Source organism: Sphingopyxis sp., assembly GCF_035998965.1.
Taxonomy (GTDB): Bacteria; Pseudomonadota; Alphaproteobacteria; order Sphingomonadales; family Sphingomonadaceae; genus Sphingopyxis.
Genome location: NZ_DASYHE010000060.1, coordinates 35,672 through 60,222 on the forward strand (window position 1 = coordinate 35,672; position 24,551 = coordinate 60,222).

Here is a 24,551-nt window from a genome sequence, read left to right on the forward strand (position 1 = left end):
CCTGCGCTACCCCGCTGGGTGTCTCGACTTCACTCGACACGAACGGATTTATGACTGAGTTAGAAACCGATGAAAATTCTCCTCATCCTCCTCATCCTCCTCTTCGCTCCGCTGATCGCGCTGGCGCTGATGTATTTCGTCTTCCCCGGCCGCCTCGTGGCGCTCGGGCGTGCGCTGCTGCGCCAGCGCGGGCGGATGGTGCAGAAAAGCGTGACCGTCGACGGCCGCAGATGGCCCTATCTGGAGGGCGGCGACCCGGCGAAACCCTTGCTGCTGCTCGTCCACGGCTTTGCCGGTGACAAGGACAATTGGTCAATGATCGCGCCCTACCTCACGCGCGACTATCATGTCATCGCCCCCGATCTGCCCGGCTTCGGCGAGAATGAGCGCAACCCCGACCTTGCGTATGACCTTGGCGCGCAAACCGCGCGGCTCAAGCAATTCGCCGACACCCTCGGCCTCGCCCGTCCGCATATCGGCGGCAACAGCATGGGCGGCTGGATCGCGCTGCGCTACGCGATCGACTATCCCGATGCGCTCGCCAGCCTGATCCTGCTCAACAACGCCGGGGTGAACGGTGCCAACGAAAGCGACCTCCAGAAACAGGCCGCGAACGAGGATTACAACCCGCTCGTCCTTACCGGGCTGGAGGACGCCGACCGGCTGGTCGGCATGGTCGTCCACAAACCGCCCTATATCCCGGCGCGCGTCAAACCCGTGCTCTACGCCGACGCGCTCAAATATCGCGACCAGCTCGACGGCATCTTCTGGGTCATCGCGAACGAAGGTCGCGACTTTCCGCTCAACGACCGGCTGGGCGAGGTCAAGGCGCCGACCTTGATCATCTGGGGCCGCCACGACCGCCTGCTCGACGTCAGCTGCGTGCCGGTGCTCGAAGCGGGCATCGCGGGCAGCCAGAGCCATATCTTCGAGCATGTCGGCCACGTCCCGATGATCGAGGATCCGAAGGCGACGGCCGCGGTGATGAAGGCGTTTCTGGCCAAGCAGTCCTAAAGCCCCGTCACCCCGGGCTTGATCCGGGGTCCACGACGCCATGTCGGCGATGGATGCCGGATCAAGTCCGGCATGACGAACGCTGTAAGCGTCGCTTGCCAACCTTCTCATCTCCCGCCACTCTCCCCACAAAACAGGGGGAGAGAGTTATGCGCCTGAAGGTCGGCCTGCTCGGTGGAGGCAGCTGGGGGACGACGGTCGCGGCGGTGGTGTCGCGCAACGCGCCAATCACCTTGTGGGCGCGCGATGCCGAGACGGTCGAGGGCATCAACCGCGAAAACGAGAACCGCAAATATCTTCCTGGCATCAAGCTGCCGACAGTGCTGCGCGCGACCGGCGACATGGCCGAGGTCGTCGCCGGCGCCGACGTGCTCATCATGGGCGTCCCCTCGCACAGCTTCCGCGCCGTGCTCGAGGAAGCACGCCAGCACCTCCGCCCCTGGGTACCGGTCATCAGCCTGACCAAAGGCCTCGAACTCTCGTCGGGCAAGCGGATGACAGAACTGATCGAGGAAGTCCTGCCCGGCCACCCCGTCGGCGTCCTCACCGGCCCCAATCTCGCGCGCGAAATCATGACCGGACAGGCGGCGGCCAGTGTGTTGTCGATGGAGGACGAGATCGTCGTCCGCGCGCTCCAGCCGGTGTTCCATTCGGGGCTGTTCCGCGTTTACACCAACACCGACCTCTTGGGCTGCGAGCTCGGCGGGGTGCTCAAGAATATCATCGCGATCGCGGTCGGCATGGGCGACGGACTGGGGGCGGGCGACAACACCCGCTCGGCGCTGATGACGCGCGGGCTCGCGGAAATCACCCGGCTCGGCGTTGCGATGGGCGGCCGCCCCGAAACCTTTTCGGGCCTCACCGGCATGGGCGATCTGATCGCGACCTGCACCAGTCCCTTGAGCCGCAACCGCCATGTCGGGGTCGAACTCGGCAAAGGTCGCCCGATCGACGAGATCATCGCGGGCATGAATATGGTCGCCGAGGGGGTGAAGAGCGCCCCGACCGTCATCGCGCTCGCCGAACGCTACAATCTCGCCATGCCGATCGCGCGCGACGTGTTCGACGTGACACATGGCAAACGCAGCGCGCAGGACGTGTTTCGCGGCCTGCTGCGCTCGGCGGTCGGCGACGAAGCGCATCCGGGGTAAAAAAGACGTCGCCCCCGCGAAGGCGGGGGCCGCAATCGGCGTGTCCCTGCCTGGTTGCGTAGAACGACAGCGGCCCCCGCCTTCGCGGGGGCGACGGTTATCCTAAACCCCGCCCTCCGCCAGCAACGCCCGCGCTTCCTTGCCCTGCCAGTCGATCGCCCCGATAACGCGCCACAACTCGCGCCCCTCGGCGTCGTAAAAGATGCTCGTCGGCAACGCGCTGTTCGCGGCATCGAGCAAGCCGTTTTCGGGATCCAGATACGGCTGCAACGCCTTCAGTCCCGCCTTCTGGAACCACGGATCGACGACCTCGGCACCCTGCAAGTCCTGCGCCACCGCGATCACCGTCATCGCCTCGCCGCGATTGGCCGCCAAGGCATCGAGCGTTGGCATCTCCGCGACACACGGCGCGCACCAGGTCGCCCACAGGTTGACGAGCAAAGGACGCCCGCGAAAATCCACCAGCGTCACCGGCGTATCGTCGGGACCGGTGAACGCCACCGACGGCGCCGCTTCGCCCTTGTGGCTGCGGTCGATCATATATTCGAATTGGCCGACGCCCTTCGCTTGGCCTGCCGAAATATTTGCTTGGCCGTCTGCGGGTTGCCCGCCGCCCGCCTTTTCCCTATCGCAGCCCGCGATTGATCCGGCCAGCAGGACGGCGAGGATCGCTAGATACGGGTTTGGGACGCGGCGAATGACGGATACTCCGGACAAGAGCAGCATGTGGGGTGGCCGCTTCGGTGGCGGTCCCGCCGCGATCATGCAAGAAATTAATGCCTCGATCCCTGTCGACAAGCGGCTGTGGGAAGAAGACATTGCCGCCAGCCGCGCCCACGCCGCAATGCTTGGCGCCGCCGGCATCATCGGGGCCGACGATGCGGTCCAGATCGACCGCGGCCTGGCGCAAATCGCCGAAGAATTTGCCGCGAACGGCGTCCCCGTCGACCTCGCGCTCGAAGACATCCACATGACCGTCGAATCGCGGTTGAAGGAGATTGTCGGCGAAGCCGCCGGGCGACTCCACACCGCGCGCTCGCGCAACGACCAGGTCGCGACCGATTTCCGCCTTTGGACGCGCACCGCGTGCGAGCGCCTCGACGCCGGGCTCACCGCGATGCAGGCTGCATTGCTGGCGCGCGCCGACGAACATGCAGACAGCATCATGCCCGGCTTTACGCATCTTCAGGTCGCGCAGCCGGTGACGCTCGGCCATCATCTGCTCGCCTATGTCGAGATGCTCGGCCGCGACCGCAGCCGCTTTGCCGATGCGCGTCGCCGCCTCAACGAATCGCCGCTGGGCGCCGCGGCGCTCGCGGGCAGCGGCTTTCCGATCGACCGCGCCGCCACTGCATCCGCGCTCGGTTTCGACCGTCCCATGGCGAACAGCATCGACGCGGTGTCCGATCGTGATTTTGCGCTCGAATTTTGTGCCTCGGCGTCGATCGCCGCGATTCACCTGTCGCGGCTCGCCGAAGAAATCGTCATCTGGGCCAGCCAGCCCTTCGGCTTCATCAGCCTGCCCGACGCCTGGTCGACCGGCAGCTCGATCATGCCGCAAAAGCGTAACCCCGACGCCGCCGAACTGGTGCGCGGGCGCGCGGGGCTGCTGCTCGGGGCGTTCCAGCGGCTTGCGGTAATCGTCAAAGGCCTGCCGCTCACCTATTCCAAGGATTTGCAGGACGACAAGGAAACCGTCTTCGGCGCCTTTGACGCGCTGGCGCTGTCGCTCGCCGCGATGACCGGCATGGTCGAAACGCTGACCTTCCGAACCGACCGGATGCGCGCCCTCGCCGCGTCGGGCTATTCGACCGCAACCGACCTCGCCGACTGGCTGGTGCGCGAAAATGGCCTGCCGTTCCGCGAGGCGCATCATGTCGTCGGTGCCTGCGTCAAGCGCGCCGAGGAACTGGGCGTCGAGCTGTCGGCGCTCCCCGCTGCCGACGCTGCGGCGATCCATGCCGCGGTGACATCCGACGTGCTCGCAGCGCTGACCGTCGAGGCATCGGTCGCCAGTCGCACCAGCTATGGCGGCACCGCTCCCGAACGGGTAAGGCAGGCGATCGCGGCGGCCCGCGCCGCGCTGGAAGGACATAATTGATGGCGACGAAGAGCCTCATCATCGCAACGCTCGCCGCAACAGCCCTGCTCGGCGCCTGCGGCAGCAAGGAAGATCTGAAGCCCGTGGCGGGCCAGCCCGCCGCGGTCGTTCCCGTCGGCGCGACCCGCGCCCCGACCACGGAGGAGCTCACGACGCCTGACGCGCAGGCCCGCCCCGCGCGCAGCGACGAACTTCTCAAACGATCCGAACGCCGCGAACCCGATGATTTCGATTTGCCGCCCCCGGGCTGAAGGGCGGCGGTCGAACGATAGAATTTGCTTCCCTTTCCGTTCGTGCTGAGCTTGTCGAAGCACCGTCCTTCTTCCTGCGACGCCGCAAGAAAGAACGGCCCTTCGACAAGCTCAGGGCGAACGGGAGATGATGACCAGGACTAAAATAATGGATCAATTTGCACTTCGTGACGGCGTTCTCCACGCCGAAGATATCCCGCTGCCGCGCCTTGCCGAAGAAGTCGGCACCCCCGTCTATGTCTATTCGCGCGCGATGCTCGAACGTCACGCGCAGGAATTTCGCGACGGGCTGAAGGACGTGCCGCGCAAGCACCTGGCCTTTGCGATCAAGAGCAACCCCAACCTCGGCGTGCTGCGCGTGCTGGCGCGGCAGGGTTACGGCGCCGACGTCGTGTCGGGCGGCGAGCTTGAACGCGCGCTCGCCGCGGGCATGGCGCCTGACGACATCGTCTTTTCGGGGGTCGGCAAAACCCGCGCCGAGCTCGCGCTGGGGCTCGACCGCGGCATCGGCCAGTTCAATATCGAACATGAGGCCGAAGGCGTCGCACTCGCTGAAATCGCACTCGCCAAGGAAATGACCGCGCGCGCGGTGCTGCGCGTCAATCCCGACGTCGATGCCGGCACCCACGCCAAGATTTCGACCGGCAAGGCTGACAACAAATTCGGCGTCGGCATCGACATCGCGCCCGCGATGTTTGACCGCCTTGCGGCGCTCCCCGGGCTGCAGATGCGCGGTATTGCGGTCCATATCGGCAGCCAGCTGACCAGCCTCGACCCGCTCGAAGCCGCGTTCACCCGCGTCGGCCGCCTCGTCGCGGATCTGCGCGCCGCGGGGCACAGCATCACCCATGTCGATCTCGGCGGCGGTCTCGGCGTGTCGTACAAGGCTGACGATAATCCGCCGAGCATGGCCGACTATGGCGCGATGGTCGCGCGCGTGACGAAGGATTGGGACGTCACGCTGATGTTCGAACCCGGCCGCGTCATCGCGGGCAACACCGGGGTGCTGCTGACCGAGGTGCTGTGGGTCAAGCCCGGCGCGACCAACCCCTTCGTCATCGTCGACGCCGCGATGAACGACCTCGCACGCCCCGCGCTCTACGACGCCTATCATGACTTTGTCGCGGTGAAGCCGACGGGGGAAAAGATGACCGCGTCGATCGTCGGCCCGGTGTGCGAAACCGGCGACACCTTCGCGCGCGACCGCGTCACCGACAAGGTCGAATCGGGCGACCTCGCAGTGTTCCGCACCGCGGGTGCCTATGGTGCGACGATGGCGTCGACCTACAACAGCCGCAGCCTGGTGCCCGAAGTGCTCGTCGACGGCGACCGCTACATCAAGGTCGCCGACCGCATCGCCGCCAGCACGATCATGGCGGCGGAGCGGGTGCCGGACTGGATTGATTGACGCCCTTTAAAACCCCTCCCCTTTAGGGGAGGGGCAGCGAGACTTGGTCCAGCGTAGCTGGGCCTTAGTCGAGCGGGGTGGGGTCCATCGGCCTAGCGCCACCTCGCAAAACCCCACCCCAACCCCTCCCCTAAAGGGGAGGGGCTTGCTATAGGCCGCCCATGCACCAACTCCCTATCTTCCTGAACCTCACCGGTCGCACCGTCGTGCTGGTCGGCGACGGGGAGGCCGCCGCCGCCAAGGCGCGCCTCATCGAGCGCGCCAGCGGCCGCATGGTCCCGGCCTGGGAGCAAGGCGCCACCATCGCCTTCGTCGCGCTCGACGACGAAGAAGCCGCCCGCGCTGCCGCCACCGAACTCCGCGCCCACGGCCTGCTCGTCAACGTCGTCGACCGCCCCGACCTTTGTGATTTCACCACCCCCGCGATCGTCGACCGCGCCCCCGTGACCATCGCGATCGGCACCGGCGGCGCCTCGGCGGGTCTGGCGAAAGCCGTCCGCCAACGCATCGAAGCATTACTCCCCGCCCGCTTCGGCGCCCTGGCATCGGCGCTGTCTGCCGCGCGCGACGCGATGAAAGCCCGCTGGCCCACCGCCGCCGACCGCCGCCGCGCCATCGACGCCGCGCTGGCCCCCGGCGGCGCGCTCGATCCGCTCGACGAGAGCGCGGCGGACAAGATCGATGCCTGGCTGACCGGCGACACGGTCACCCAGCCGTCACGCCTCGAAATGATCCACCTGACCAGCCCCGACCCCGACGACCTGACCCTGCGCACCGCGCGCCTGCTGGGCGAAGCCGATCATATTTTTTACCCGGCGGCGACGCCCGCCGCCATCCTCGCTCGCGCCCGCGCCGATGCCGTGCGGCATGTGACGGACGCGCCGCCTGCCGACCCGCCCGGGGGCCTGTCGCTGTGGCTGGACATATCGGCGGTAACGAGCCGCAGGTAGCGGGTCGCTACCCGCGCGCCCCGAACAACGCCGTTCCGACGCGCACATGCGTCGCGCCCAGCATCACGGCGGTTTCATAATCGCCGCTCATCCCCATTGAGCGCTCAGACAACCCGTTCCGCTCCGCCAACTCATCCAGCAGTGCGAAGAAGGGTGCGGGTTCGATGTCTGCGGGAGGGATTGCCATCAGGCCGCTGATGGTCAGCCCTGCTGCCTTGGCTTCGGCCAGCAACGCGGGCAGGTCGGCGACCTTGCAGCCACCCTTTTGCTCCTCGTCGCCGATATTCACCTGCACGAACAGCCGCGGCTGCCTGCCCGCTTTGTCGCAGGATTTCGCGAGCGCCTGCACCAGCGATGATCGATCGACCGAATGGATCGCGTCGAACAGCGCGACCGCCTCTTCGGCTTTGTTCGATTGCAGCTGGCCGATCAGGTGGAGTTTGACGTCGGGGGTTTCAGCGCGCAGTTCGGGCCATTTCGTCGCGGCTTCCTGCACCCGGTTCTCGCCGAAATGGCACTGGCCCGCCGCGATCAGCGGGCGGATCTGAGCCGCGTCATGCGTTTTCGACACCGCGATCAGGCAAATGTCGTCGGGGCGCCGCTTCGCGCGCGTTGCCGCGTCGGCGATCTTCGCCTGTACTTCGCTCAGTCGGTCCGCTGCGTTACTCATCGATGTTCCCATCCCGGCGCGTTGCGTGCGCCCGCGACGCGCCTATAGGAAGGGCGATGGTCCGACGCCACCCCTTGCCGCGCCAATGGCTGTTCAGTGACGAACGGCTGACGATTGGGGTCGTGTGGTTGGCGGCGCTACTGCCGCCGGGGAGCGGGATCGTACTGCGGCATGACAGTCTGGCGCGCGGTGCGCGCTGGCGCCTGTTGCGGCGGCTGATGCGGGTGGCGCGGACGCGCGGCTTGACCGTGCTGATCGCGGGTGCGCCCGAAATGGCGCATCGCTGGGGCGCCGACGGCGTCCATCTGCGCCAGCTAGACGCGCGCCGCGCCGCGCAGGCGCACCGGCTGGGCCTGATCGTCACGATGCCGGTACATAGCGCGCGCGAGGCCCGCCGCGCCCGCCGCGCACGGGCCGACGGCGTGTTCATCTCGCCGCTGTACCCGACGCGCTCGCACCCCGGTGCGCCTGCGCTCGGCCGTGCCGCGTGGCTACGATTGGTGCGGCTCGCGGGCGGACAGATGATCGCGCTCGGCGGAATGACCGCTGCGCGCGCGCGCCAGCTCAACCGGCGAGCAAGCGGACTCCAACCCGGCTGGGCGGCGATCGATGCTTGGGAAGAAAAAGCGGCGCAACGCTACCAAAGGCTGCGTTGAGATTTGGTCTGGGGTGAGTCGAAAGAGACTCGGATCGCAGCGTCCTTCACCTAAGCACCGGAAGCTAGGAAACGTGCCATTTGCAGGCCACTTCGCGCCAGAAATCCATGCTGGTTAGAAGCGGAAGGCGGTTCCGACATAGACCGCCTGGCTGTCACGGCGGGCATCGGTCAGCGGCTCAACGCGATCATCGCTGCGATAGCGGACCCCGGCGGTAACATCGATATTCTTGGTCAGGCGATAGCTGCTGACAACATCGACCGCGGGGGCATCGCCGGGCGCAGTGATACGGTCGGTCGCGCCGCTGGGGTCGGCCGGACGGCTGATCATCCGCGTCGCAAAGCGCGATTTCTTTTCGGCTTGTTCGGGTGCCTTGGCGACCGGCAGGTTCCTGAGGTCGGTGCCGCGGGGCAGCGTGGGGGTGACGAATTTCTCGAATCCGACCGACGCGCCCAGATTATAGGCGACCGGAGTGATTGCGATCGGGGCGGTGCGACCCGCCGCAACGGCCGACGTGCGCGCGGCGCTCGATGCGTCGTCGCGGGCGCGAATCACGACGGTAATCGCGCGGTTCTTGCGGCTGTCATCGGTGAGCGCGGGGGTGAAGCTGAAGCTGCGGCGCTGTTCGGCCGACATTTTGGCGTAGCGCGCGATGAGGCGCGGATCGCCCGACGCCGGGGTGAACTGGCCGAGTAGGGTTTCGGACAAAGCGGTATCGCGAATGCGCTCGGAGCGCGACATCGCCGCAAGCGCAGGCGGCAAGGCAAGCGAAACCACCGCCAAAGCGGTGAGGCTACCTTTCCAAAAATGCCGCGGTTTCCGCGTCATAACCCTGCGACTCCAACCCCAAGTGATTCAGGAGATAGTCCCCCTGTGACCATTTTTCCAGTGAATCCCAGTAAATTATTATGGCATAACCGCTTTTGGCCGAAATTGTTGCGCGATCACCACAGTCAGCCCCGAATCTGACCAGAATCTGAACCGCGGCAGCGGGGAAATTGCCGTGCTTGCGGGGCGGCGGCAAGGGCGATAGAGACGCTGGCAATATCGTTCTGCGCGGCGCGGATTTTTGGATCCGGCAGCGCCCAATATATAAGGTGTTATCGGCATGTCCCAGCTTTCCGTCCTTGCTTCGCGCGGTCGCCGTCCGGTCGCGTTCGCGCTGCTCGGGCTCGCGGCGCTCGGGCTTTCGGCGTGTGCCAGCAAGGATCGGCCGCGCGCCGACCTCGCCGCCAGCCAGGTGACGACGATCGGCGTTAACAGCTATTTGTGGCGTGCCTCGCTCGATGCCTTGTCGTTCATGCCGTTGCTGCAGGCCGATTCGTCGGGCGGGGTGATCATCACCGACTGGTATGCCAACCCGGGCAACCCGGGCGAGCGGATGAAGGTGACGGTGTCGATCCTCGACCGCGATCTGCGCGCCGACGCGCTGCGCGTCGCCGCTTCGCGCCAGGTGGCGCAGGGTGCCGCATGGGTCGATGCGCCGGTGCAGGCGGCGACGGTGCAAAAGCTGGAGGAAATCATCCTTACCCGCGCCCGTGATCTGCGCCGCAGCGCCTTCAAGGACTAATCCGGCGGCGCGGACTCGCGCCGACACACAGACAAACGGGGTAACCGACGAATGACCCGCGAACCGCGCTTTGGCGCCCTCGCCGCCGACGCTCGCTGGCAAAAGGCGTGGGAGGCGGCGAACAGCTTTGCCACCACCGACAGCGCCGACAAGCCCAAGGCCTATATCCTCGAGATGTTCCCCTATCCGTCGGGACGCATCCACATGGGGCATGTCCGCAATTATGCGATGGGCGACGTGCTGGCGCGCTTCAAGAAGATGACCGGCCACGACGTGCTGCATCCCATGGGCTGGGACGCGTTCGGAATGCCGGCCGAAAATGCCGCGATGGAAAAGGGCGTGCATCCGGGCGGCTGGACGCGCGACAATATCGCGGCGATGCGCGGGCAGCTGAAGCGCCTCGGCCTTGCGATCGACTGGAGCCGCGAGCTCGCGACCTGCGATCCCGACTATTATGGGCAGGAACAGGCGCTGTTCCTCGACCTGTTCGCTGCGGGGCTGGTGACGCGCAAGGAAAGCTACGTCAATTGGGATCCGGTCGACATGACCGTGCTCGCCAATGAACAGGTGATCGACGGCCGCGGCTGGCGCTCGGGCGCGCTGGTCGAAAAGAAAAAGCTGTCGCAGTGGTTCCTCAAGATCACCGACTTTGCCGACGAATTGCTCGAAGGCCTCGGCGGTCTCGACAGCTGGCCCGACAAGGTCCGGCTGATGCAGGAAAACTGGATCGGCAAGTCGCAGGGACTCGAGTTTTCGTTCAGGCTGGTCGGCGGCGCCGCCGGTTTCGACGTCTTCACGACGCGCCCGGACACGCTGTTCGGCGCCAGCTTTGCGGCGATTTCGCCCGACCACCCGATGGCCGAACGGATGGCACAGGACGCGCCCGAACTCGCCGACTTCATCGCCGAATGCCGCCGCCAGGGAACCTCTGCCGAACAGCTGGAGACCGGCGAGAAGCTGGGCTTCGACACCGGCTTGACCGTCGAGCATCCGCTCGACCCCGCGTTGCACCTGCCCGTCTGGGTCGTGAATTATGTGCTGATGGATTATGGCACCGGCGCGATCTTCGGCTGCCCGGCGCACGATCAGCGCGACCTGGATTTCGCGCGCAAATATGGGCTGCCCGTTCACCGCGTGATCGCCGATGGCGACGAAACCGCGCAGCATTTCACCGGCGACGAAGCCTATACCGGCCCGGGCAAGCTGGTGAACAGCCACTTCCTCGACGGGATGACGATCGACGAGGCCAAGGCCGCGATCGTCTCGCGCGCCGAGCATGAAGGCTGGGGCAAAGGCACCACCGTGTGGCGTTTGCGCGACTGGGGCGTCTCGCGCCAGCGCTACTGGGGTACCCCGATCCCGTTCATCCACTGCCACGCCTGCGGCACCGTAGCGGTCCCCAAGGATCAACTCCCCGTCGTGCTGCCCGAGGATGTCGATTTCTCAATCCCTGGCAACCCGCTTGATCGTCACCCGACGTGGAAGCATGTGCGCTGCCCCGAATGCGGCGGCGATGCGGTGCGCGAAACCGACACGCTCGACACCTTTGTCGATTCGTCCTGGTATTTCCTGCGCTTCGCCAGTTCGCCGAGCGACCGGCCCTTCGATCCCGAGGTGATCCGCCGCTGGCTGCCCGTCGATCAATATATCGGCGGCGTCGAACATGCGATCCTTCACCTGCTCTACGCGCGCTTCTGGACCCGCGCGCTCCACAAGATGGGGATGATCGACATCGTCGAACCATTCGCCAGCCTGTTCACGCAGGGGATGGTCACCCACGAGACCTACAGCCGCGAGCAAGGCGAAGGCCTGCCGCCGCTCTATTTCACGCCGGACGAGATCGAGCGCAGCGCCGACGGCGCGACGCTGATCGCCGACACCGCCCCGGTGCAGGTCGGCCGCGTCATCAAGATGTCGAAGTCGAAGAAGAATGTCGTCGATCCCGACGCGATTCTCGACCAATATGGCGCCGACGCGGCGCGCTGGTTCATGCTGTCCGACAGCCCGCCCGAGCGCGACCTGCCGTGGAGCGAGGCGGGGATCGAGGGCGCGTGGCGCTTTGTCCAGCGCCTGTGGCGCCTGTTCGGCGACACCGAAAATAGCGGCGACGGCGGCGAAGATAAAGCGCTGGCGCGCAAGCTGCATCAGGCGATCGCCGGGGTCGGGGCCGACATCGAAGCGCTGGGCTTCAACAAGGCGGTCGCCAAAATCCATGCGCTCGCCAACGACATCGAAAAGGCAAAGCCGTCGGCGACGCGCGCGGAAGCGTGTTTGACGCTGATCCGCCTCGTCGCGCCGATGATGCCGCATCTGGCCGAGGAAGCCTGGGCCGCGTTGTCTGCCGGACAGCGCGCGACCACGCTTGTCGCCGATGCCGCATGGCCGACCGCCGATCCGGCGCTGCTCGTCGATGACGAGGTGACGATCGCGATTCAGATGGCGGGCAAGCTGCGCGATACGATGACGCTTGCCAAAGGGCTCGACAAGGATGCGATTGAAGCCGCGGCGCTGGCGCGCCCGCGTATCGCCGAACTGCTCGGCGGCGCGACGCCGAATAAGGTGATTGTGGTCCCCGACCGGCTCGTGAACATTGTTCCCTGACAAGCAGGTTCTGGAACCTATGACCCCCATTGCCGTTCGCATCGAGCGAAGTCGAGATGCGTCTGGCACAGCGTCAGCGTGTCTCGACTTCGCTCGACACGAGCGGGATTTGGGGGCATCGTCCAACCATGCGTAACCTTCTCATCTCCTCGCTCCTCGCCGCCTCGCTGACCCTTGGCGGTTGCGGGCTGCGTCCGCTCTATGCGAACGGCAGCCGCGGCGCGGTGGCCACAGTGCTCGCCGATGTCGATGTTGCGCCGATCGAGGGGCATTCGGGCTGGCTGGTCCGCAACGCGCTGCGCGACCGGTTGCAGGCGACACAAGGCGGGCAGGGCGCGGGCAAGCGGCTGCGGCTTGATGTCCGGCTTGAGGATTCGATCACCGGTTTTGGCGTCCGCGCCGACGATGCGGTGACGCGCGAACGCCGCACCTTGCGCGCGCGTTACCAGCTGGTCGATGCCGCGAGCGGCGAAGTCTTGCTCGACGCGACCGCAGCACAAGATGCCGGGATCGACGTCGTCGGCAGCGAATATGCGACGATCGCCGCCGAATCGTCGGCGCTCGAACGGCTTGCTTCGGGAATTTCGGACCAGATCGTCACGCGGTTGGCCGTTTTCGCCGATCGCGGCGGCGGCCGGACCGCGACCGAGGCGCCAGCGGCGACGCCCGCGCCGACCCCGTAACCGGCGATGAAGACGGTCAAGCCCGCCGACCTCGAACGCCAGTCGCGCCTCGACCCCGCGCTTCGTTTCACCCTGCTGACCGGTCCTGACGAAGCGACGATGGCCGCGGTTGCGAACCATCTGGTCGGGCTCGCGGGCAAGGATGCCGAACGGATCGACCTTTCGGGATCACAGCTGGCGCAGGATCCCTCGCTGCTCGCCGCTGAAGCCGCGTCGATGTCGCTGTTTTCGTCAGCGCGGATCATCCGCCTCGAACTCACCGGCAGCGGCGACGACAGCGTCCCCGCGGTCGAGGCGCTGCTGGCTGCCGACACCGTCATCAACCCAGTGATCGCGACCGGCGCGTCGGTCACCGCCAAATCGAAACTGGTCAAGCTGGTCGAAGGATCGAACCACGCCGTCGCCGCAATTTGTTACCAGCCCGACCGCCGCGCGCTGGTCGGCATCGCGATGGGCGCCGCCGAAGACCAAGGGCTGCGGCTGGCGAATGCCGAGGCGCAACTGCTGATCGACCTGGTGTCGGGCGATCAGGCGCTAATGCGGCGCGAGATCGAGAAAATGGCGCTGTACCTCGACGCCGCCGCCGATCGCCAGCGGCAGGTCACCGCCGCCGACATCGCCGCGCTGGGCGCCGCGACGCATGAGGAAGACGTCAGCGAGTGCATCAATGTCGCCTTGGGCGGCAAGGTGCGCGAAATGCCCGCGATGCTGGCGAAGGCGACCGCGGTCGGCGTCGCCGAGATCCGTATCATCCGCGCCTTGGCGATTCGCGCCATGGCACTCGCGCGGCTGCGTGCCGAGGTCGATGCGGGGGCGCATCCGGCGACCGTCGTCGCGGCGCGCACCAGCGGCATTTTCTGGAAAGAACGCGATGCGGTGACCGCGCAGCTGCGCATCTGGGATTCGGTGCGTGTTGCACGGCTGATGAGCCGCCTGATCGATTGTGAACGCGCGCTCAAATCGTCCGGGACACCCGGCGGGGTGTTGTTTCGCAAGCTGATGACCGACATCGCGCATCAGGCGGCACGCGCCCGGTAAAGGGCGTCCACCTTGGCGCAGATCGGGGCCGTGTCCAGCGCGATGACATCAATCGAATCGTCATTGCGCAAAATGAAGCGAAGCACCTCCGTAACCCAAGAGCCCGCCGCAAGCTCCTGCCTACGCGAGAGCGCAGGCCCGCCCAAAAAGAAACCGCCCGCTCACCGAAGCGAGCGGGCGGTTCTTGGTTCGTCTTACGCGGTCAGAATTTGCCGCGCAGGGTCACGCCATAGGTCCGCGGCTCCGCCAGGAACTGCGAAAAGATCTGGCGACCACCCGGATATTGGGGATCAACGAAGGGCGCCGACGTCGTGCCCGCCTGGAACGGCGAGTTGAACGCGACCTGCGCATAGTTTTTGTTGAAGATATTCTGCGCCCAAAATTCGATGCCCCATTTCTCGTCGGGACCGCGCACACCCAGGCGGGCGTTGAACAGCGCATAACCATCCTGCCCCTTTTGCGGGAATAGGTCGGACCCGGTGTTGTAATCGCTGGTCATGCGGCCATCGATATAGACCAGGCCGGTTAGCCCGCTGCTGCCGATGTCGGGGGTCCAGGTGACGCTGCCAGTGGCGACCAGTTCGGGCGCATTCGACAGATTGTCGCCGGGCAACTTGCGCAGCGCCTGGTCAAGCGGCGTGCCATTTTTGTTGCCGATCAGGTCGTCGCGATATTTCGTGCGCGCATAGGTCAGCCCGGCCGCAAGGCGGAAGTTGGGGGACGGAACCAGCTGGGCTTCGATCTCGACGCCCTGCGTACGTACGCCATAGGTCACATCATCCGGCGCGCAGGCGCCCGTCGCGTTGCTCAGGTCGCTATCGGCCCCGGATCCGCCGACCAGATTGTCGCAGCCGTTGACGGTCGCAACCAGAAAGACGGTGCCGTTGAAGGTATTCAGCTGAAAATTGCTGAAATCCGACCGGAAGCCCGACAGGCTCAAGCTGAACGGACCGGTCGAGTATTTGGCGCCGACTTCATAGCTGTCGACCAGCTCGGGGTCGAACTGCAGATTACCGACAACGGCCTGCGCGCCGCCGACCGAGGCAAAAGTGACCACCGGGTTCTTGAGCGCCGAACGATCGAGGTTGAACCCGCCCGCCTTATACCCACGGGCAAAGCTGGCATAGAGCAGCAGATCGTCGGTGGGCTTGTACGACAGGATCGCAGTACCGGTCCATTCGTCCTCGCTCCGTTCGTCATTGATCGACACACCGTTGAGTTCGGCGGTCGAATTGCCCTGACACGACAGCCCGATGATACCGCCTGCGGTGGCGGCCAACGCACCGGTCAGCAGCGGTGCGAGCGCCGCCTGGTTGGCGGTGCAGATGTTGTTGTCGTTGCCGAAGGTCGCGTCGAACTTCTTCTTGTCGTTGGTGTACCGCAGCCCCAGCGTCAGATCGAGCTTATCGGTGATGTGGATGATGTTGTGGGTGAACAGCGCCCAGTTGGTGCCGTCCTGGAAATAACGGTCGATCGTGCTGCCGCGATCGTTCAGCGTGTCGAGCCGGTCGAGTGCGGCAAGGATGGCCGGGCCGCCGGCGCCGAGCGCCGAACCACCGCTGGCAATCAGGCCGCGAACCGGCGCGGCAAGGCAGCTTTGCGAGGTCGGCGAATAACCGGCGGCCAGCGCGCCGCCCGATACGATGCGACAATTTGCAAAGCGGCCATATTGGCTGCCAAAACGCAGATTGTCCTGCACGGTCAGCTTTTCATTGGCGTAGAAACCGCCGACCAGCCAGTCGAGCGTTCCGTCGAATGCTTCGCCCTGCAACCGCAGTTCCTGGGTAAAGGTGTGGAACTGGCGATAGGCGTCGTCGCTTTCGCCGCGATAGAGGATATCGACCGAGCCGTAATCGACGTCGCCCGCCTGACCCGAGCGATATTCCCGGTACGCGGTGATCGAGGTCAGCGTCGCGCCGCCGAAATCATAGTCGATCTGGCCCGAAAAGCCGTAATCCTTGGTCTGTCCGGCGAAGCTGCGGCCGGGGCTGACCGAAATGTCGCGGGCATAGCCCTGGTTGAACGCGGACAGCGGCTGGCCCAGATCGCGCAGCACGTTGATGATGTTGTTGCCATTGGCCTGCAATGGCGCCAGCGGCGTCGACGGATTGTTCAGATTGCCGATAAACGGATTGACGCTGTTGTCGACATAGGTCGCGGCACAGCATTTCTCGTCGCGATAGGTGTAATCGGCGATCAGGCGGATCGACAGCGCGTCGGTCGGTTCGAACAGGATCTGGCCGCGCAGGAAATAGCGGTCGCGAGTGTTGACGTCGGTGTCGTTCGTCGTGTCGCGATAGAAACCGTCGCGCTGGACGTAGACGCCGTCGATCCGCGCCGCGATCGTTTCGCTGATCGGGCCGGTCACGCTGCCGGTGAAGCGCAGGAAATCATAATTGCCGTAAGTGATTTCGCCATTGGCGCCGAAATCGAACTCCGGCTTTTTCGAATAGATGCTGATCAGGCCGGCCGACGAGTTGCGACCGCCCAGCGTACCCTGCGGGCCGCGCTGCACTTCGACCCGGTCGATTTCGCCAAGTTCGTTGAGCCCGATGCCCGACCGCGACCGGTACACGCCATCGATAAACACCGGGACCGAGCTTTCGAGGCCGGGGTTGTCGCCAACGGTGCCGATGCCGCGGATACGCGCCGAGCCGTTTGCTTCCGATCCGGTCGATGACACCAGCAGCGAGGGCGCGACCTGGTTGAGCTGACGAATGTCGTTCGCGCCGCTGTTCTGGAGCGTTTCAGCGTTCACCGCCGAGATTGCGACCGGCACGTCGGACAAAAGCTGCGATCGGCCCTGCGCGGTGACGATGATCGGGGTGTTATCGCTGTCGTCGGCGGCTTCGTCGGCGGTCGATTCCTGCGCGAAGGCGGGCATCGCCACCACAGCCATGGCGATCGAAACGCCAAGCGCGCTGGTGCGCATAAAACGGGCAGCACGAAGGGAAGTTGATTTCATGTCGGGCACTCCTCTCTTGATTTCGTTATTTTTAGACGGTGATTCATAGCCGATATGCGCCGCCAATCCAGCCAGAGCCCCGCTTTTTCGCGATTCTCTGGGCAAGTGATGCTTTTGCGCCACAGGCGAAAAGTAGCGGGCCGCGGGGGCTCTGACGGGTTCAGTCGGCGATGACGCTGGTTGCCGTAACGTCATTTTCCTGTCCGTTGCGGAACGGAAAAGAAATTAACTTACCCTGCGCCACCAGCTTCGCGCAGTAATCTCCATCAAAATTACAGGCGATGGCGGGGTCGCCGACGTCCAGACCACCCGTGAGACTGCCAAAGGCCGGGAAAATCAGGCGCCGCTCATCGACCGCGAAACAGGCGCGCGCGACGCTGCGCCCGCGAACGGTCAGTCGCAATTTGGGGTGAAAATGACCCGACATTTCGGGGCGCGTTTCGCGTCGGTCGCACTGATGGCGCAGCACGATCCCGTCGATCAGCAGTTCGTCGGCGACCGTGCCGCCCCACGCGCCGCCGCTCAGTCCGTCATGGTTGCCGGCGATCCACAGCAGCCTGGTCGCCGCCGCCTGCGCCCGCAGCCGTTCGGCAACCGCCGGGACGATGCGGCTTGCGGCATCACGGTCATGGAAACTGTCGCCCAGGCACCAGATCGCCTGCGCGCCGGTTTCGGCGACCAGCCTCGCCAGCCGGTCCAGCGTATCGTGGCTGTCATATGGTGGCAGCGGCTGGCCGAGCGCCGCGTACCAGCTCGCCTTTTCCAGATGCAGGTCGGCAACGATTAGCGCCCCGTGCCGCGGCCAGAACAAGGCGCGGTCGGCCAGCGCGACAAACTGATGGCCGGCAAAATCAAAGGCGGTGGCGGCGGTCATCGCGCCGCTATGGCGCCGCGCTCCGCTACCGGCAAGTCTGCTATCCGCCTTGGCTCGCCATCGTCAACGCCATCTGCTGCCCCGTCCGCCGCTGCGCTCCGTCGGGCAGGTCGAACACGACGCGTTTGTTGGGAAAATCAATCTCGACCCGGTCGAATAGCGACAGGCTGTCCATGCCCAGCAACAGCGCGGGGCGTTCGTGGAGCCCGAGCACGCGGAACGCCTGACTGTCGGCAAAGCTGACCGGCAGGTCGTTGATGTCCAGCCCGTTGATCACGATGCGCTTGATCGCGGTGCGCAGGGCGGGGACATCTTCGCCCGTCACTGCGGTGAGCTCGGTCGCGGAAAAGGGTAGGCGATTGGCGCGCCGGTCGGCGACCATCTTCTGCAGGGCCATGTTGCCGACGCTGGTCTGCGCTCCGGTGTCGACGATGACGTCGATACGCCTGCCGTGCAGCCGCGCGTCGGTCAGGATCAGACGGCCGGCCGAATTACGCGCCGTGACCACGATAGCGTCATCGTCTCGGATCAGCGATGGGGCGCGGCGGCGCGTTTCCAGAATCTGCATCCTTTCCTTGCGGAAATCGATCAGCACCCGGCGTTCCTCCAGCATATCGACGCCGATCAGTCCAGCAGCGCCGATATGACGGCCATGAAAGGCGGGCGCATCGACCGACGCCAGATGCAGGTCCGACATTTGCAGCGCGGCAATCCGGAAACTGGGCACCGTCGCCGACCCGCCGATTGTTGCGAGCCGCAGCTTGGCGCCTTCGACCAGCCCCAGCCGGGCGGCCAGCTCGCGCGCGATGACGGTGCGTTCGGCGCCGGTGTCGACGAGGAAGGAAAACGGCCCTTGTCCGCCGACCATGACGTTAACCGCCATGCGCCGCGTTGCATCGAGATCGAACGGCTGGATGAACGGGACGACCTCGCTCACCGTCCCCGGCTCGATCAGGACGTCGGCCGGGCCAGCGGTCGCTGGAGCCGCGAGAACGGGCGGCGCCGGGGGTGTTTGGCTGGCGCCGATCAGCACCGGCGCGGCGAGTAGTGCCGTCCAGAACATCGACCGCCTGAAAAGGTGGGTCATTGCGGGCATCCTCTATATGTTTTGGTGCAATCTACGCCTGATCCGCGTTGGCAGCAAGCGAAAGGCCGGACGGCCGGGCTACGCCGACCCCATCGCCTGGTCGGCCAAACTGTCGGCCAGCTCGCCGAGCAGCGCATCGTCGATATCGGCGCCCGCGACGCTTTCGCGGCCGATCAGCACCAGCACCGGCACCGCCAACGGACTGATCCGCTCCAACTTCTGGTGCAACATCGTCCCCGCCGCACGGTCGAGCAGATCGCCGAGGCGCGCGACGTCGGTCAGCCGCTCGCGCGCATCGGCCCACGCGGCTTCGAGTAGCAAATGGTCTGGCTCATATTTGCGCAGCACGTCGAAAATCAGGTCGGTCGAAAAGGTCACCTGTTTGCCGGTCTTGCGCTTGCCCGGATGCTGGCGTTCGATCAGCCCGCCGATCACCGCGACCTCGCGGAAGGCGCGCTTGAGCAAGTGCGACCCTTCGACCCACTCGACAAATTCCTCCTCAAGGATCGCGGGGTCGAACAAAGCCGCCGGATTGGTCACCGGGCGCAGCGACCAGATCGCGAGCGCATAATCGGAGGCGACAAAGCCCAGCGGCTGCAATCCGGCGCGCTCCATCCTTTTGGTGATCAGCATGCCGAGCGACTGGTGCGCGTTCCAGCCTTCGAACGGATAGGCGACCAGATAATGATTGCCCTCGTGTGGGAAGGTTTCGACAAGCAGTTCGCCGGGGCGCGGCAACACCGAGCGCAGCTGCTGCATCTCAAGCCAGAAACGGACATCGGCGGGAAAGCGCGCCCAGCTCGCGGGGGCGGCGAGGAACCCGCGCACCCGGTCGGCCAGCCGTGTCGAGAGCGCCATGCGCGCGCCGACATAGGACGGGATACGCGCCGGTTTGCTGGTCGCGCGAACCAGCACGTCGGTATCGCGGATGCCCTCGACCTCCAGGCTCAGCCCAGCGAAGGCAAAAGTATCACCGGGGCTGAGCGTGCTCGCGAAATACTCCTCGACCGTACCCAGCCGTCGCCCGTTCCTGAAACGCACGTCGAGCGTCGGCGCATCGACGATGATCCCCGCGTTCAGCCGGTGCTGCGCCGCCAGCCGCGGATGCGCGATGCGCCAGCCGCCTTGCCCGTCCGGGGCGAGGCGGCGGAAGCGATCATAGCTTTTGAGCGCATAACCGCCGTCGCGGACAAAGCCGAGCAGTCGCGTGAACAGCGCGGCATCGACCCAGCGATAGGGCGCGGCCGAACGGATCTCCGCCAGCAGCGCCTCCTCCTGAAATGGCGCCGCGCACGCCATCGCCATCACATGCTGCGCCAGCACGTCGAGCGCGCCGGGGCGAAAGCGGTCGGCGTCGCGCTCGCCCGCCTCGACCGCGTCAAGCGCGGCCTGTGCCTCCAGATATTCAAAGCGGTTTCCCGGCACGATCAACGCCTTGCTCGGTTCGTCGAGGCGGTGATTGGCGCGCCCGATGCGCTGGAGCAGCCGCGACGATCCCTTGGGCGCCCCCATCTGGATCACGCAATCGACATCGCCCCAGTCGAGCCCGAGATCGAGGCTGGAGGTCGCGACGAGCGCGCGCAAGCGCCCCTCGGCCATCGCCGCCTCGGCGCGCTGGCGCGCCTCGCGGTCGAGGCTGCCGTGGTGGATCGCGATCGGCAGGCTGAGGTCGTTGACCTTCCACAATTCCTGAAAGATCAGTTCGGCGAGCCCGCGGGTGTTGCAGAAGATGATCGTGGTGCGGTTCTTCGCGACCTCGGCCATCACCTGATGCACCGCATAGCGCCCCGAATGCCCCGCCCACGGTACCGCGCCTTCGGGCAGCAGGATCTGGATGTCGGGATCGGCACCCGCTTCGCCCTCGACCAGCGTCACGCTCTCGGCATCGCTGTCGGGCGCCAGCCACGCGCGGTAGGCGGTGGTGTCCGCGATGGTCGCCGACAGGCCGACGCGGCGCAGTCCCGGCGCGATCGTCTGCAACCGCGCGAGCGCGAGGCTGAGCAAATCGCCGCGCTTGCCCGGAGCGAAGGCGTGGATCTCGTCGATCACCACCGTCTTCAGGTCGGCGAACATTGTGAAGCTGTCGGGATAGGAAATCAGCAGCGACAGCGATTCGGGGGTCGTCAGCAAGATATTTGGCGGGCGGCTGCGCTGGCGCGCTTTCTTGTCCGACGACGTATCGCCGCTGCGACTCTCGACGCTGATGTCGAGTTCCATTTCTGCAATCGGGCCGAGCAGATTGCGCTCGACGTCGGCAGCGAGGGCTTTGAGGGGGGACACATAGAGCGTGTGCAGCCGGTCGGTGGGATGCGCGGTCAGATCGACCAGCGTCGGCAGGAACCCCGACAGCGTCTTGCCCGCCCCCGTCGCCGCGACCAGCAAGGCATGCTCGCTGCGGGCGCCCGCGCCGAGCATATCGGCCTGATGCCGCCGCAGCTGCCACCCGCGCGCCGCGAACCAGTCGGTAAAAGGGGCGGGGAGGTTCATAGGGAGAAGGTGGGGCCGCGATGAGGCGGCGGCAAGCCTTTCCCGTTCGGCGCTCCTGCGGTACGCATCGCGGATGACCGAGAACCTCCGCCACCATATCGACGAAGCCATGCTGCTGGCGAACGAGCAGCTGGGGCAGGGCCGCGTCGCCGATTACATCCCGGCTCTGGCCAAGATCGACCCGAACAAGCTCGGCTTTGCGCTGGCGCTGCCCGACGGCACCGTGCACACGTCGGGCGACGCCGACGAAGCCTTTTCGATCCAGTCGGTGTCCAAGGTGTTCACGCTGGCGCTCGCGCTGCGCCGCGTTGGCAGCGATCTGTGGACCAGCGTCGGACGCGAGCCGTCGGGCAGCGCGTTCAATTCGGTCGTCCAGCTCGAAAGCGAACATGGCATCCCGCGCAACCCGCTGATCAACGCGGGCGCCATCGCCACGACCGACCGGCTGATCGACGGGCGCGAGGGCGACGCGGTCGCCGAAGAAATCGTCGATTTCATGCGCGGACGGGCGGGCGCCGACAGTGTCGCGATCGACTTCGACGTCGCCTTTTCCGAATCCGAAACCGGCGCCCGCAATCGCAGCCTCGCCCATTTCATGGATGCCTTCGGTAACCTCCGGCATCCCGTCGAAACCGTTGTCGGCGTCTATTTCCGGCAATGCGCCATCGCGATGAGCTGCCGCCAGCTCGCCCGCGCCGGACTGTTCCTCGCAATGGAAGGCCGCGACCCGCTGACCGGCGAGCAATTGATCGAGCCGCACCGCGCGCGCCGCATCAACGCCATCATGATGCTATGCGGCCATTATGACAATTCGGGCGAATTCGCCTTCCGCGTCGGCCTGCCCGGCAAAAGCGGCGTCGGCGGCGGCATCCTCTGCATCGCGCCGGGGCAGGGCTCGATCGCGGTGTGGTCGCCGGGGCTCAATGAAGCAGGGACGTCGCTGGCGGGCGCCGCCGCGCTCGAACATTTTGCCTATGCGGCGGGGTGGTCGGTGTTTGACTGATTCTCAATCGTCGTTCAGCAGCGCCAGCTTCACGCGCGCGGTGCCGCTACGGTGCATTCCGATCTCGCGCGCGGCGGCATGGCTGACGTCGATGACGCGGCCGTGCGAAAAGGGGCCGCGGTCGTTGATGCGAACGACCACACTATCGCCATTGGCGGTATTGGTGACGCGGACCAGGCTGCCGAAGGGCAGCGTCCGGTGCGCCGCAGTAAGCTGCGCCGGATCGAAGCGTTCGCCGCTGGCGGTGCGGTTGCCCGCGAGTTCGCGGCCATAATAGCTGGCCATGCCGCTGCCGATTTCGCTATTTTCGGCGGCCTGGTCGACCGGCAATTCCTGCGCGGCGGCCGGAATGGCCAGCAACAGCGGCAGCGTGATTGCGACAAGACGGCGCATGGAAATTGTCCCCCAAAATTCTGCGCCCGCTTCTTCGTCGCGGCTGCCCGCTATGCAAGCGGGCAGCGACACGCCGCGCCGAAATTGCGGTCGAATGCATGATTTCAGAGGTCAGCAATCCGTAATTCGGTGAGACAGGCGTCGCCATCGGCGACGAGGGCAGCGCGGCGCGCGGCGTCCCATTTCGCGAGCGTGCGGTACATCGGAGCCATGCGGGGGTTGCCGCTCAACAGCCGCTGGTGACGGATCAGAAACGGCCAATAGAGGCGATTGAACGGACAAGCGCCGCTGCCCGCTTTCGCCTTCACGTCATAACGGCAGCCACGGCAATAATCCGACATGCGGTCGATATAGGCGCCGCTTGCCGCATAGGGTTTCGACGCCAGCAGTCCGCCGTCGGCAAACTGGCTCATCCCGATCGTGTTGGGCAGTTCGACCCATTCATAGGCATCGACATAAACGGCCAGATACCACAGGTGGACGGCATGCGGATCGATCCCGGCGAGCAGCGCGAAATTGCCCGTCACCATCAGCCGCTGGATATGATGGGCATAAGCGGTGTCGCGCGTCTGTTCGATGCAGGCGCGCATGCACGCCATGTCGGTGTCGGCGCTCCAGTAGAAATCGGGCAGCGGACGCTGCGCCGCCAGCGCGTTGCGCCGCGCATAATCGGGGCCTTCGCGCCAATAAATGCCGCGCACATATTCGCGCCAGCCCAGAATCTGCCGGATAAAGCCTTCGGCGGCATTGATCGGCACGTCGCCTGCGCGCCACGCCGCATCGACGCGCCAGCACACCGCGCGCGCGTCGAGCAGGCCGATGTTGAGGTAAAGCGCGATGACGCTGTGATATAGCCAGGGTTCGCCGACCAGCATCGCGTCCTGATAATCGCCAAAGCGCGGCAGCGCCTCGGCAACGAACGCATCGAACTGCGCCTCGGCATCCGCGGCGGTCACCGCGAACCAGAAATCGTCGAGGCTGCCGAAGCGATCGGGAAAGCGCGCCGCGACCATGGCCAGCACCCCTTGCGTGATCGTATCGGGCGCGGATTGCCGTGGCCGCGGCATCAACAGGTCGCGCGCTGCGGGCTTGCGATTCTCGCTGTCGAAATTCCAGCGCCCGTCCGCCGGATCGTCACCCTCCATCAGCAATCCGGTCGAGCGACGCATCTGACGGTAGAAATACTCCATGCGCAGTGCCTTGCGGCCTTCCGCCCAGGCAGAAAAATCGGACTCGCTGGCAAAAAATCGGTCGTCGGCGCGAATGTCCACCGGCACCGCCAGCGCGGACGCCCAGCCGGCCATCTCGTCGCGCAGCCGCCATTCGCCCGCTTCGGTGACGACCACGCGACCGGCGCCGTGGCGCGCCAGCGCCCGTGCGACCTCGCCCTGCAAATTGCCGCTGTTTTGCGGATCGTCGAGCTTGATGTAATCGACGGTCCAGCCCGCGCCGCGCAACGCCGCGGCGTGATGGCGCATCGCGCTGAACACGAACGCCAGTTTCTTGCGGTGATGCCACACATAGTCCGCCTCGGTCGCGACTTCGGCGAGCAGAATGATCGACGTCGCAGGGTCGGCGCCCGCCAGACTGCTGATCTCGGCGCTCAACTGGTCGCCGAGCAGCAGGATCAGCGTGTCGGCGGCCATGAT

Annotated in this window: 21 protein-coding genes; 12 read left to right on the forward strand and 9 right to left on the reverse strand. The window is 65.8% G+C overall.

The annotated features are described in order from the left end of the window. Nucleotides 1-69 precede the first annotated feature (69 nt). Together VGN68_RS10955 and VGN68_RS10960 are read left to right on the forward strand one after the other, a co-directional pair. Nucleotides 70-1,014, forward strand: coding sequence for an alpha/beta fold hydrolase (locus tag VGN68_RS10955; protein WP_327476574.1), 945 nt, complete (start codon nt 70-72; stop codon nt 1,012-1,014). A gap of 149 nt (nt 1,015-1,163) precedes the next feature. Then, nucleotides 1,164-2,165 (forward strand): NAD(P)H-dependent glycerol-3-phosphate dehydrogenase, encoded by a 1,002-nt coding sequence (locus VGN68_RS10960; RefSeq protein WP_327476576.1) that lies wholly within the window; start codon nt 1,164-1,166, stop codon nt 2,163-2,165. Nucleotides 2,166-2,267: 102 nt separating this feature from the next. Here VGN68_RS10960 and VGN68_RS10965 read toward each other — a convergent pair whose 3' ends face one another. Next, a complete protein-coding gene (locus VGN68_RS10965; protein ID WP_327476578.1) occupies nt 2,268-2,891 on the reverse strand; it encodes a TlpA disulfide reductase family protein in 624 nt (207 codons plus the stop codon). On the opposite strand from VGN68_RS10965, the gene argH reads away from it, so the two are divergent. The 4 genes from argH to VGN68_RS10985 all read left to right on the forward strand — a co-directional run bounded on the left by argH (nt 2,863) and on the right by VGN68_RS10985 (nt 6,875). Next, a complete protein-coding gene (gene argH, locus VGN68_RS10970) occupies nt 2,863-4,266 on the forward strand; it encodes an argininosuccinate lyase (RefSeq protein WP_327476580.1) in 1,404 nt (467 codons plus the stop codon). The two genes, VGN68_RS10965 and argH, sit on opposite strands and share 29 nt — an antisense overlap. Then, the gene (locus tag VGN68_RS10975; RefSeq protein WP_327476582.1) at nt 4,266-4,517 is read left to right on the forward strand and encodes a hypothetical protein; all 252 of its coding nucleotides are present in this window, start codon (nt 4,266-4,268) and stop codon (nt 4,515-4,517) included. Before argH ends, VGN68_RS10975 begins: the two co-directional genes overlap by 1 nt. 148 nt (nt 4,518-4,665) lie before the next feature. After that, nucleotides 4,666-5,925, forward strand: coding sequence for a diaminopimelate decarboxylase (gene lysA, locus VGN68_RS10980; protein ID WP_327476584.1), 1,260 nt, complete (start codon nt 4,666-4,668; stop codon nt 5,923-5,925). Between the two features lie 161 nt (nt 5,926-6,086). Further along, nucleotides 6,087-6,875 carry a siroheme synthase gene (locus VGN68_RS10985; RefSeq protein ID WP_327476586.1) on the forward strand — a complete coding sequence of 263 codons (789 nt, stop codon included), beginning with the start codon at nt 6,087-6,089 and terminating at the stop codon, nt 6,873-6,875. 7 nt (nt 6,876-6,882) lie between these two features. On the opposite strand, the gene VGN68_RS10990 is transcribed toward VGN68_RS10985, so the two are convergent. Beyond that, a complete protein-coding gene (locus VGN68_RS10990; RefSeq protein ID WP_327476588.1) occupies nt 6,883-7,545 on the reverse strand; it encodes a YggS family pyridoxal phosphate-dependent enzyme in 663 nt (220 codons plus the stop codon). A gap of 56 nt (nt 7,546-7,601) precedes the next feature. Between VGN68_RS10990 and VGN68_RS10995 the strand changes: the two genes are divergently transcribed. Beyond that, on the forward strand, nt 7,602-8,201 hold the full coding sequence (locus tag VGN68_RS10995; RefSeq protein WP_327476590.1) for a thiamine phosphate synthase: 600 nt from the start codon (nt 7,602-7,604) through the stop codon (nt 8,199-8,201). Nucleotides 8,202-8,315: 114 nt separating this feature from the next. On the opposite strand, the gene VGN68_RS11000 is transcribed toward VGN68_RS10995, so the two are convergent. Next, nucleotides 8,316-9,029 carry a hypothetical protein gene (locus VGN68_RS11000; protein WP_327476592.1) on the reverse strand — a complete coding sequence of 238 codons (714 nt, stop codon included), beginning with the start codon at nt 9,027-9,029 and terminating at the stop codon, nt 8,316-8,318. Nucleotides 9,030-9,309: 280 nt separating this feature from the next. Between VGN68_RS11000 and VGN68_RS11005 the strand changes: the two genes are divergently transcribed. The 4 genes from VGN68_RS11005 (at nt 9,310) to holA (ending at nt 14,093) form a co-directional block, all read left to right on the forward strand. After that, complete coding sequence (locus VGN68_RS11005) at nt 9,310-9,771, forward strand: DUF3576 domain-containing protein (protein WP_293968541.1); 462 nt, start codon at nt 9,310-9,312, stop codon at nt 9,769-9,771. 51 nt (nt 9,772-9,822) lie between these two features. After that, nucleotides 9,823-12,372, forward strand: coding sequence for a leucine--tRNA ligase (gene leuS, locus VGN68_RS11010; RefSeq protein WP_327476597.1), 2,550 nt, complete (start codon nt 9,823-9,825; stop codon nt 12,370-12,372). A 128-nt stretch (nt 12,373-12,500) separates the two neighbouring features. Continuing rightward, nucleotides 12,501-13,055, forward strand: a complete 555-nt coding sequence (gene lptE, locus VGN68_RS11015; RefSeq protein WP_327476599.1) for an LPS assembly lipoprotein LptE — start codon at nt 12,501-12,503, stop codon at nt 13,053-13,055. 6 nt (nt 13,056-13,061) lie between these two features. Beyond that, nucleotides 13,062-14,093: a DNA polymerase III subunit delta gene (gene holA / locus VGN68_RS11020; RefSeq protein ID WP_327476602.1), complete on the forward strand. Its 1,032-nt coding sequence runs from the start codon at nt 13,062-13,064 to the stop codon at nt 14,091-14,093. Between the two features lie 202 nt (nt 14,094-14,295). Here holA and VGN68_RS11025 read toward each other — a convergent pair whose 3' ends face one another. From VGN68_RS11025 to VGN68_RS11040, 4 genes are all read right to left on the reverse strand, one after another. Beyond that, a complete protein-coding gene (locus VGN68_RS11025; RefSeq protein ID WP_327476604.1) occupies nt 14,296-17,058 on the reverse strand; it encodes a TonB-dependent receptor in 2,763 nt (920 codons plus the stop codon). A gap of 160 nt (nt 17,059-17,218) precedes the next feature. Next, nucleotides 17,219-17,932, reverse strand: a complete 714-nt coding sequence (gene pdeM, locus VGN68_RS11030; protein WP_327476606.1) for a ligase-associated DNA damage response endonuclease PdeM — start codon at nt 17,930-17,932, stop codon at nt 17,219-17,221. A 40-nt stretch (nt 17,933-17,972) separates the two neighbouring features. After that, nucleotides 17,973-19,019: a retroviral-like aspartic protease family protein gene (locus tag VGN68_RS11035; protein ID WP_327476608.1), complete on the reverse strand. Its 1,047-nt coding sequence runs from the start codon at nt 19,017-19,019 to the stop codon at nt 17,973-17,975. 78 nt (nt 19,020-19,097) lie between these two features. Then, entirely contained in the window at nt 19,098-21,506 is a 2,409-nt protein-coding gene (locus VGN68_RS11040) for a ligase-associated DNA damage response DEXH box helicase (protein WP_327476610.1), read from the reverse strand. 109 nt (nt 21,507-21,615) lie between these two features. On the opposite strand from VGN68_RS11040, the gene VGN68_RS11045 reads away from it, so the two are divergent. Continuing rightward, nucleotides 21,616-22,509 carry a glutaminase gene (locus tag VGN68_RS11045; RefSeq protein WP_327476739.1) on the forward strand — a complete coding sequence of 298 codons (894 nt, stop codon included), beginning with the start codon at nt 21,616-21,618 and terminating at the stop codon, nt 22,507-22,509. A gap of 3 nt (nt 22,510-22,512) precedes the next feature. Here VGN68_RS11045 and VGN68_RS11050 read toward each other — a convergent pair whose 3' ends face one another. Continuing rightward, nucleotides 22,513-22,902: a septal ring lytic transglycosylase RlpA family protein gene (locus VGN68_RS11050; protein ID WP_293700080.1), complete on the reverse strand. Its 390-nt coding sequence runs from the start codon at nt 22,900-22,902 to the stop codon at nt 22,513-22,515. Nucleotides 22,903-23,006: 104 nt separating this feature from the next. Beyond that, entirely contained in the window at nt 23,007-24,548 is a 1,542-nt protein-coding gene (locus VGN68_RS11055; protein WP_327476615.1) for a cryptochrome/photolyase family protein, read from the reverse strand. Nucleotides 24,549-24,551: the final 3 nt, after the last annotated feature.

Coding starts and splice junctions, on each gene's coding strand:
- VGN68_RS10955 (WP_327476574.1), top strand. CDS start 70: ATGAAAATTCTCCTCATCCTCCTCATCCTCCTCTTCGCTCCGCTGATC.
- VGN68_RS10960 (WP_327476576.1), top strand. CDS start 1,164: ATGCGCCTGAAGGTCGGCCTGCTCGGTGGAGGCAGCTGGGGGACGACG.
- argH (WP_327476580.1), top strand. CDS start 2,863: ATGACGGATACTCCGGACAAGAGCAGCATGTGGGGTGGCCGCTTCGGT.
- VGN68_RS10965 (WP_327476578.1), bottom strand. CDS start 2,891: ATGCTGCTCTTGTCCGGAGTATCCGTCATTCGCCGCGTCCCAAACCCG.
- VGN68_RS10975 (WP_327476582.1), top strand. CDS start 4,266: ATGGCGACGAAGAGCCTCATCATCGCAACGCTCGCCGCAACAGCCCTG.
- lysA (WP_327476584.1), top strand. CDS start 4,666: ATGGATCAATTTGCACTTCGTGACGGCGTTCTCCACGCCGAAGATATC.
- VGN68_RS10985 (WP_327476586.1), top strand. CDS start 6,087: ATGCACCAACTCCCTATCTTCCTGAACCTCACCGGTCGCACCGTCGTG.
- VGN68_RS10990 (WP_327476588.1), bottom strand. CDS start 7,545: ATGAGTAACGCAGCGGACCGACTGAGCGAAGTACAGGCGAAGATCGCC.
- VGN68_RS10995 (WP_327476590.1), top strand. CDS start 7,602: ATGGTCCGACGCCACCCCTTGCCGCGCCAATGGCTGTTCAGTGACGAA.
- VGN68_RS11000 (WP_327476592.1), bottom strand. CDS start 9,029: ATGACGCGGAAACCGCGGCATTTTTGGAAAGGTAGCCTCACCGCTTTG.
- VGN68_RS11005 (WP_293968541.1), top strand. CDS start 9,310: ATGTCCCAGCTTTCCGTCCTTGCTTCGCGCGGTCGCCGTCCGGTCGCG.
- leuS (WP_327476597.1), top strand. CDS start 9,823: ATGACCCGCGAACCGCGCTTTGGCGCCCTCGCCGCCGACGCTCGCTGG.
- lptE (WP_327476599.1), top strand. CDS start 12,501: ATGCGTAACCTTCTCATCTCCTCGCTCCTCGCCGCCTCGCTGACCCTT.
- holA (WP_327476602.1), top strand. CDS start 13,062: ATGAAGACGGTCAAGCCCGCCGACCTCGAACGCCAGTCGCGCCTCGAC.
- VGN68_RS11025 (WP_327476604.1), bottom strand. CDS start 17,058: ATGAAATCAACTTCCCTTCGTGCTGCCCGTTTTATGCGCACCAGCGCG.
- pdeM (WP_327476606.1), bottom strand. CDS start 17,932: ATGACCGCCGCCACCGCCTTTGATTTTGCCGGCCATCAGTTTGTCGCG.
- VGN68_RS11035 (WP_327476608.1), bottom strand. CDS start 19,019: ATGACCCACCTTTTCAGGCGGTCGATGTTCTGGACGGCACTACTCGCC.
- VGN68_RS11040 (WP_327476610.1), bottom strand. CDS start 21,506: ATGAACCTCCCCGCCCCTTTTACCGACTGGTTCGCGGCGCGCGGGTGG.
- VGN68_RS11045 (WP_327476739.1), top strand. CDS start 21,616: ATGCTGCTGGCGAACGAGCAGCTGGGGCAGGGCCGCGTCGCCGATTAC.
- VGN68_RS11050 (WP_293700080.1), bottom strand. CDS start 22,902: ATGCGCCGTCTTGTCGCAATCACGCTGCCGCTGTTGCTGGCCATTCCG.
- VGN68_RS11055 (WP_327476615.1), bottom strand. CDS start 24,548: ATGGCCGCCGACACGCTGATCCTGCTGCTCGGCGACCAGTTGAGCGCC.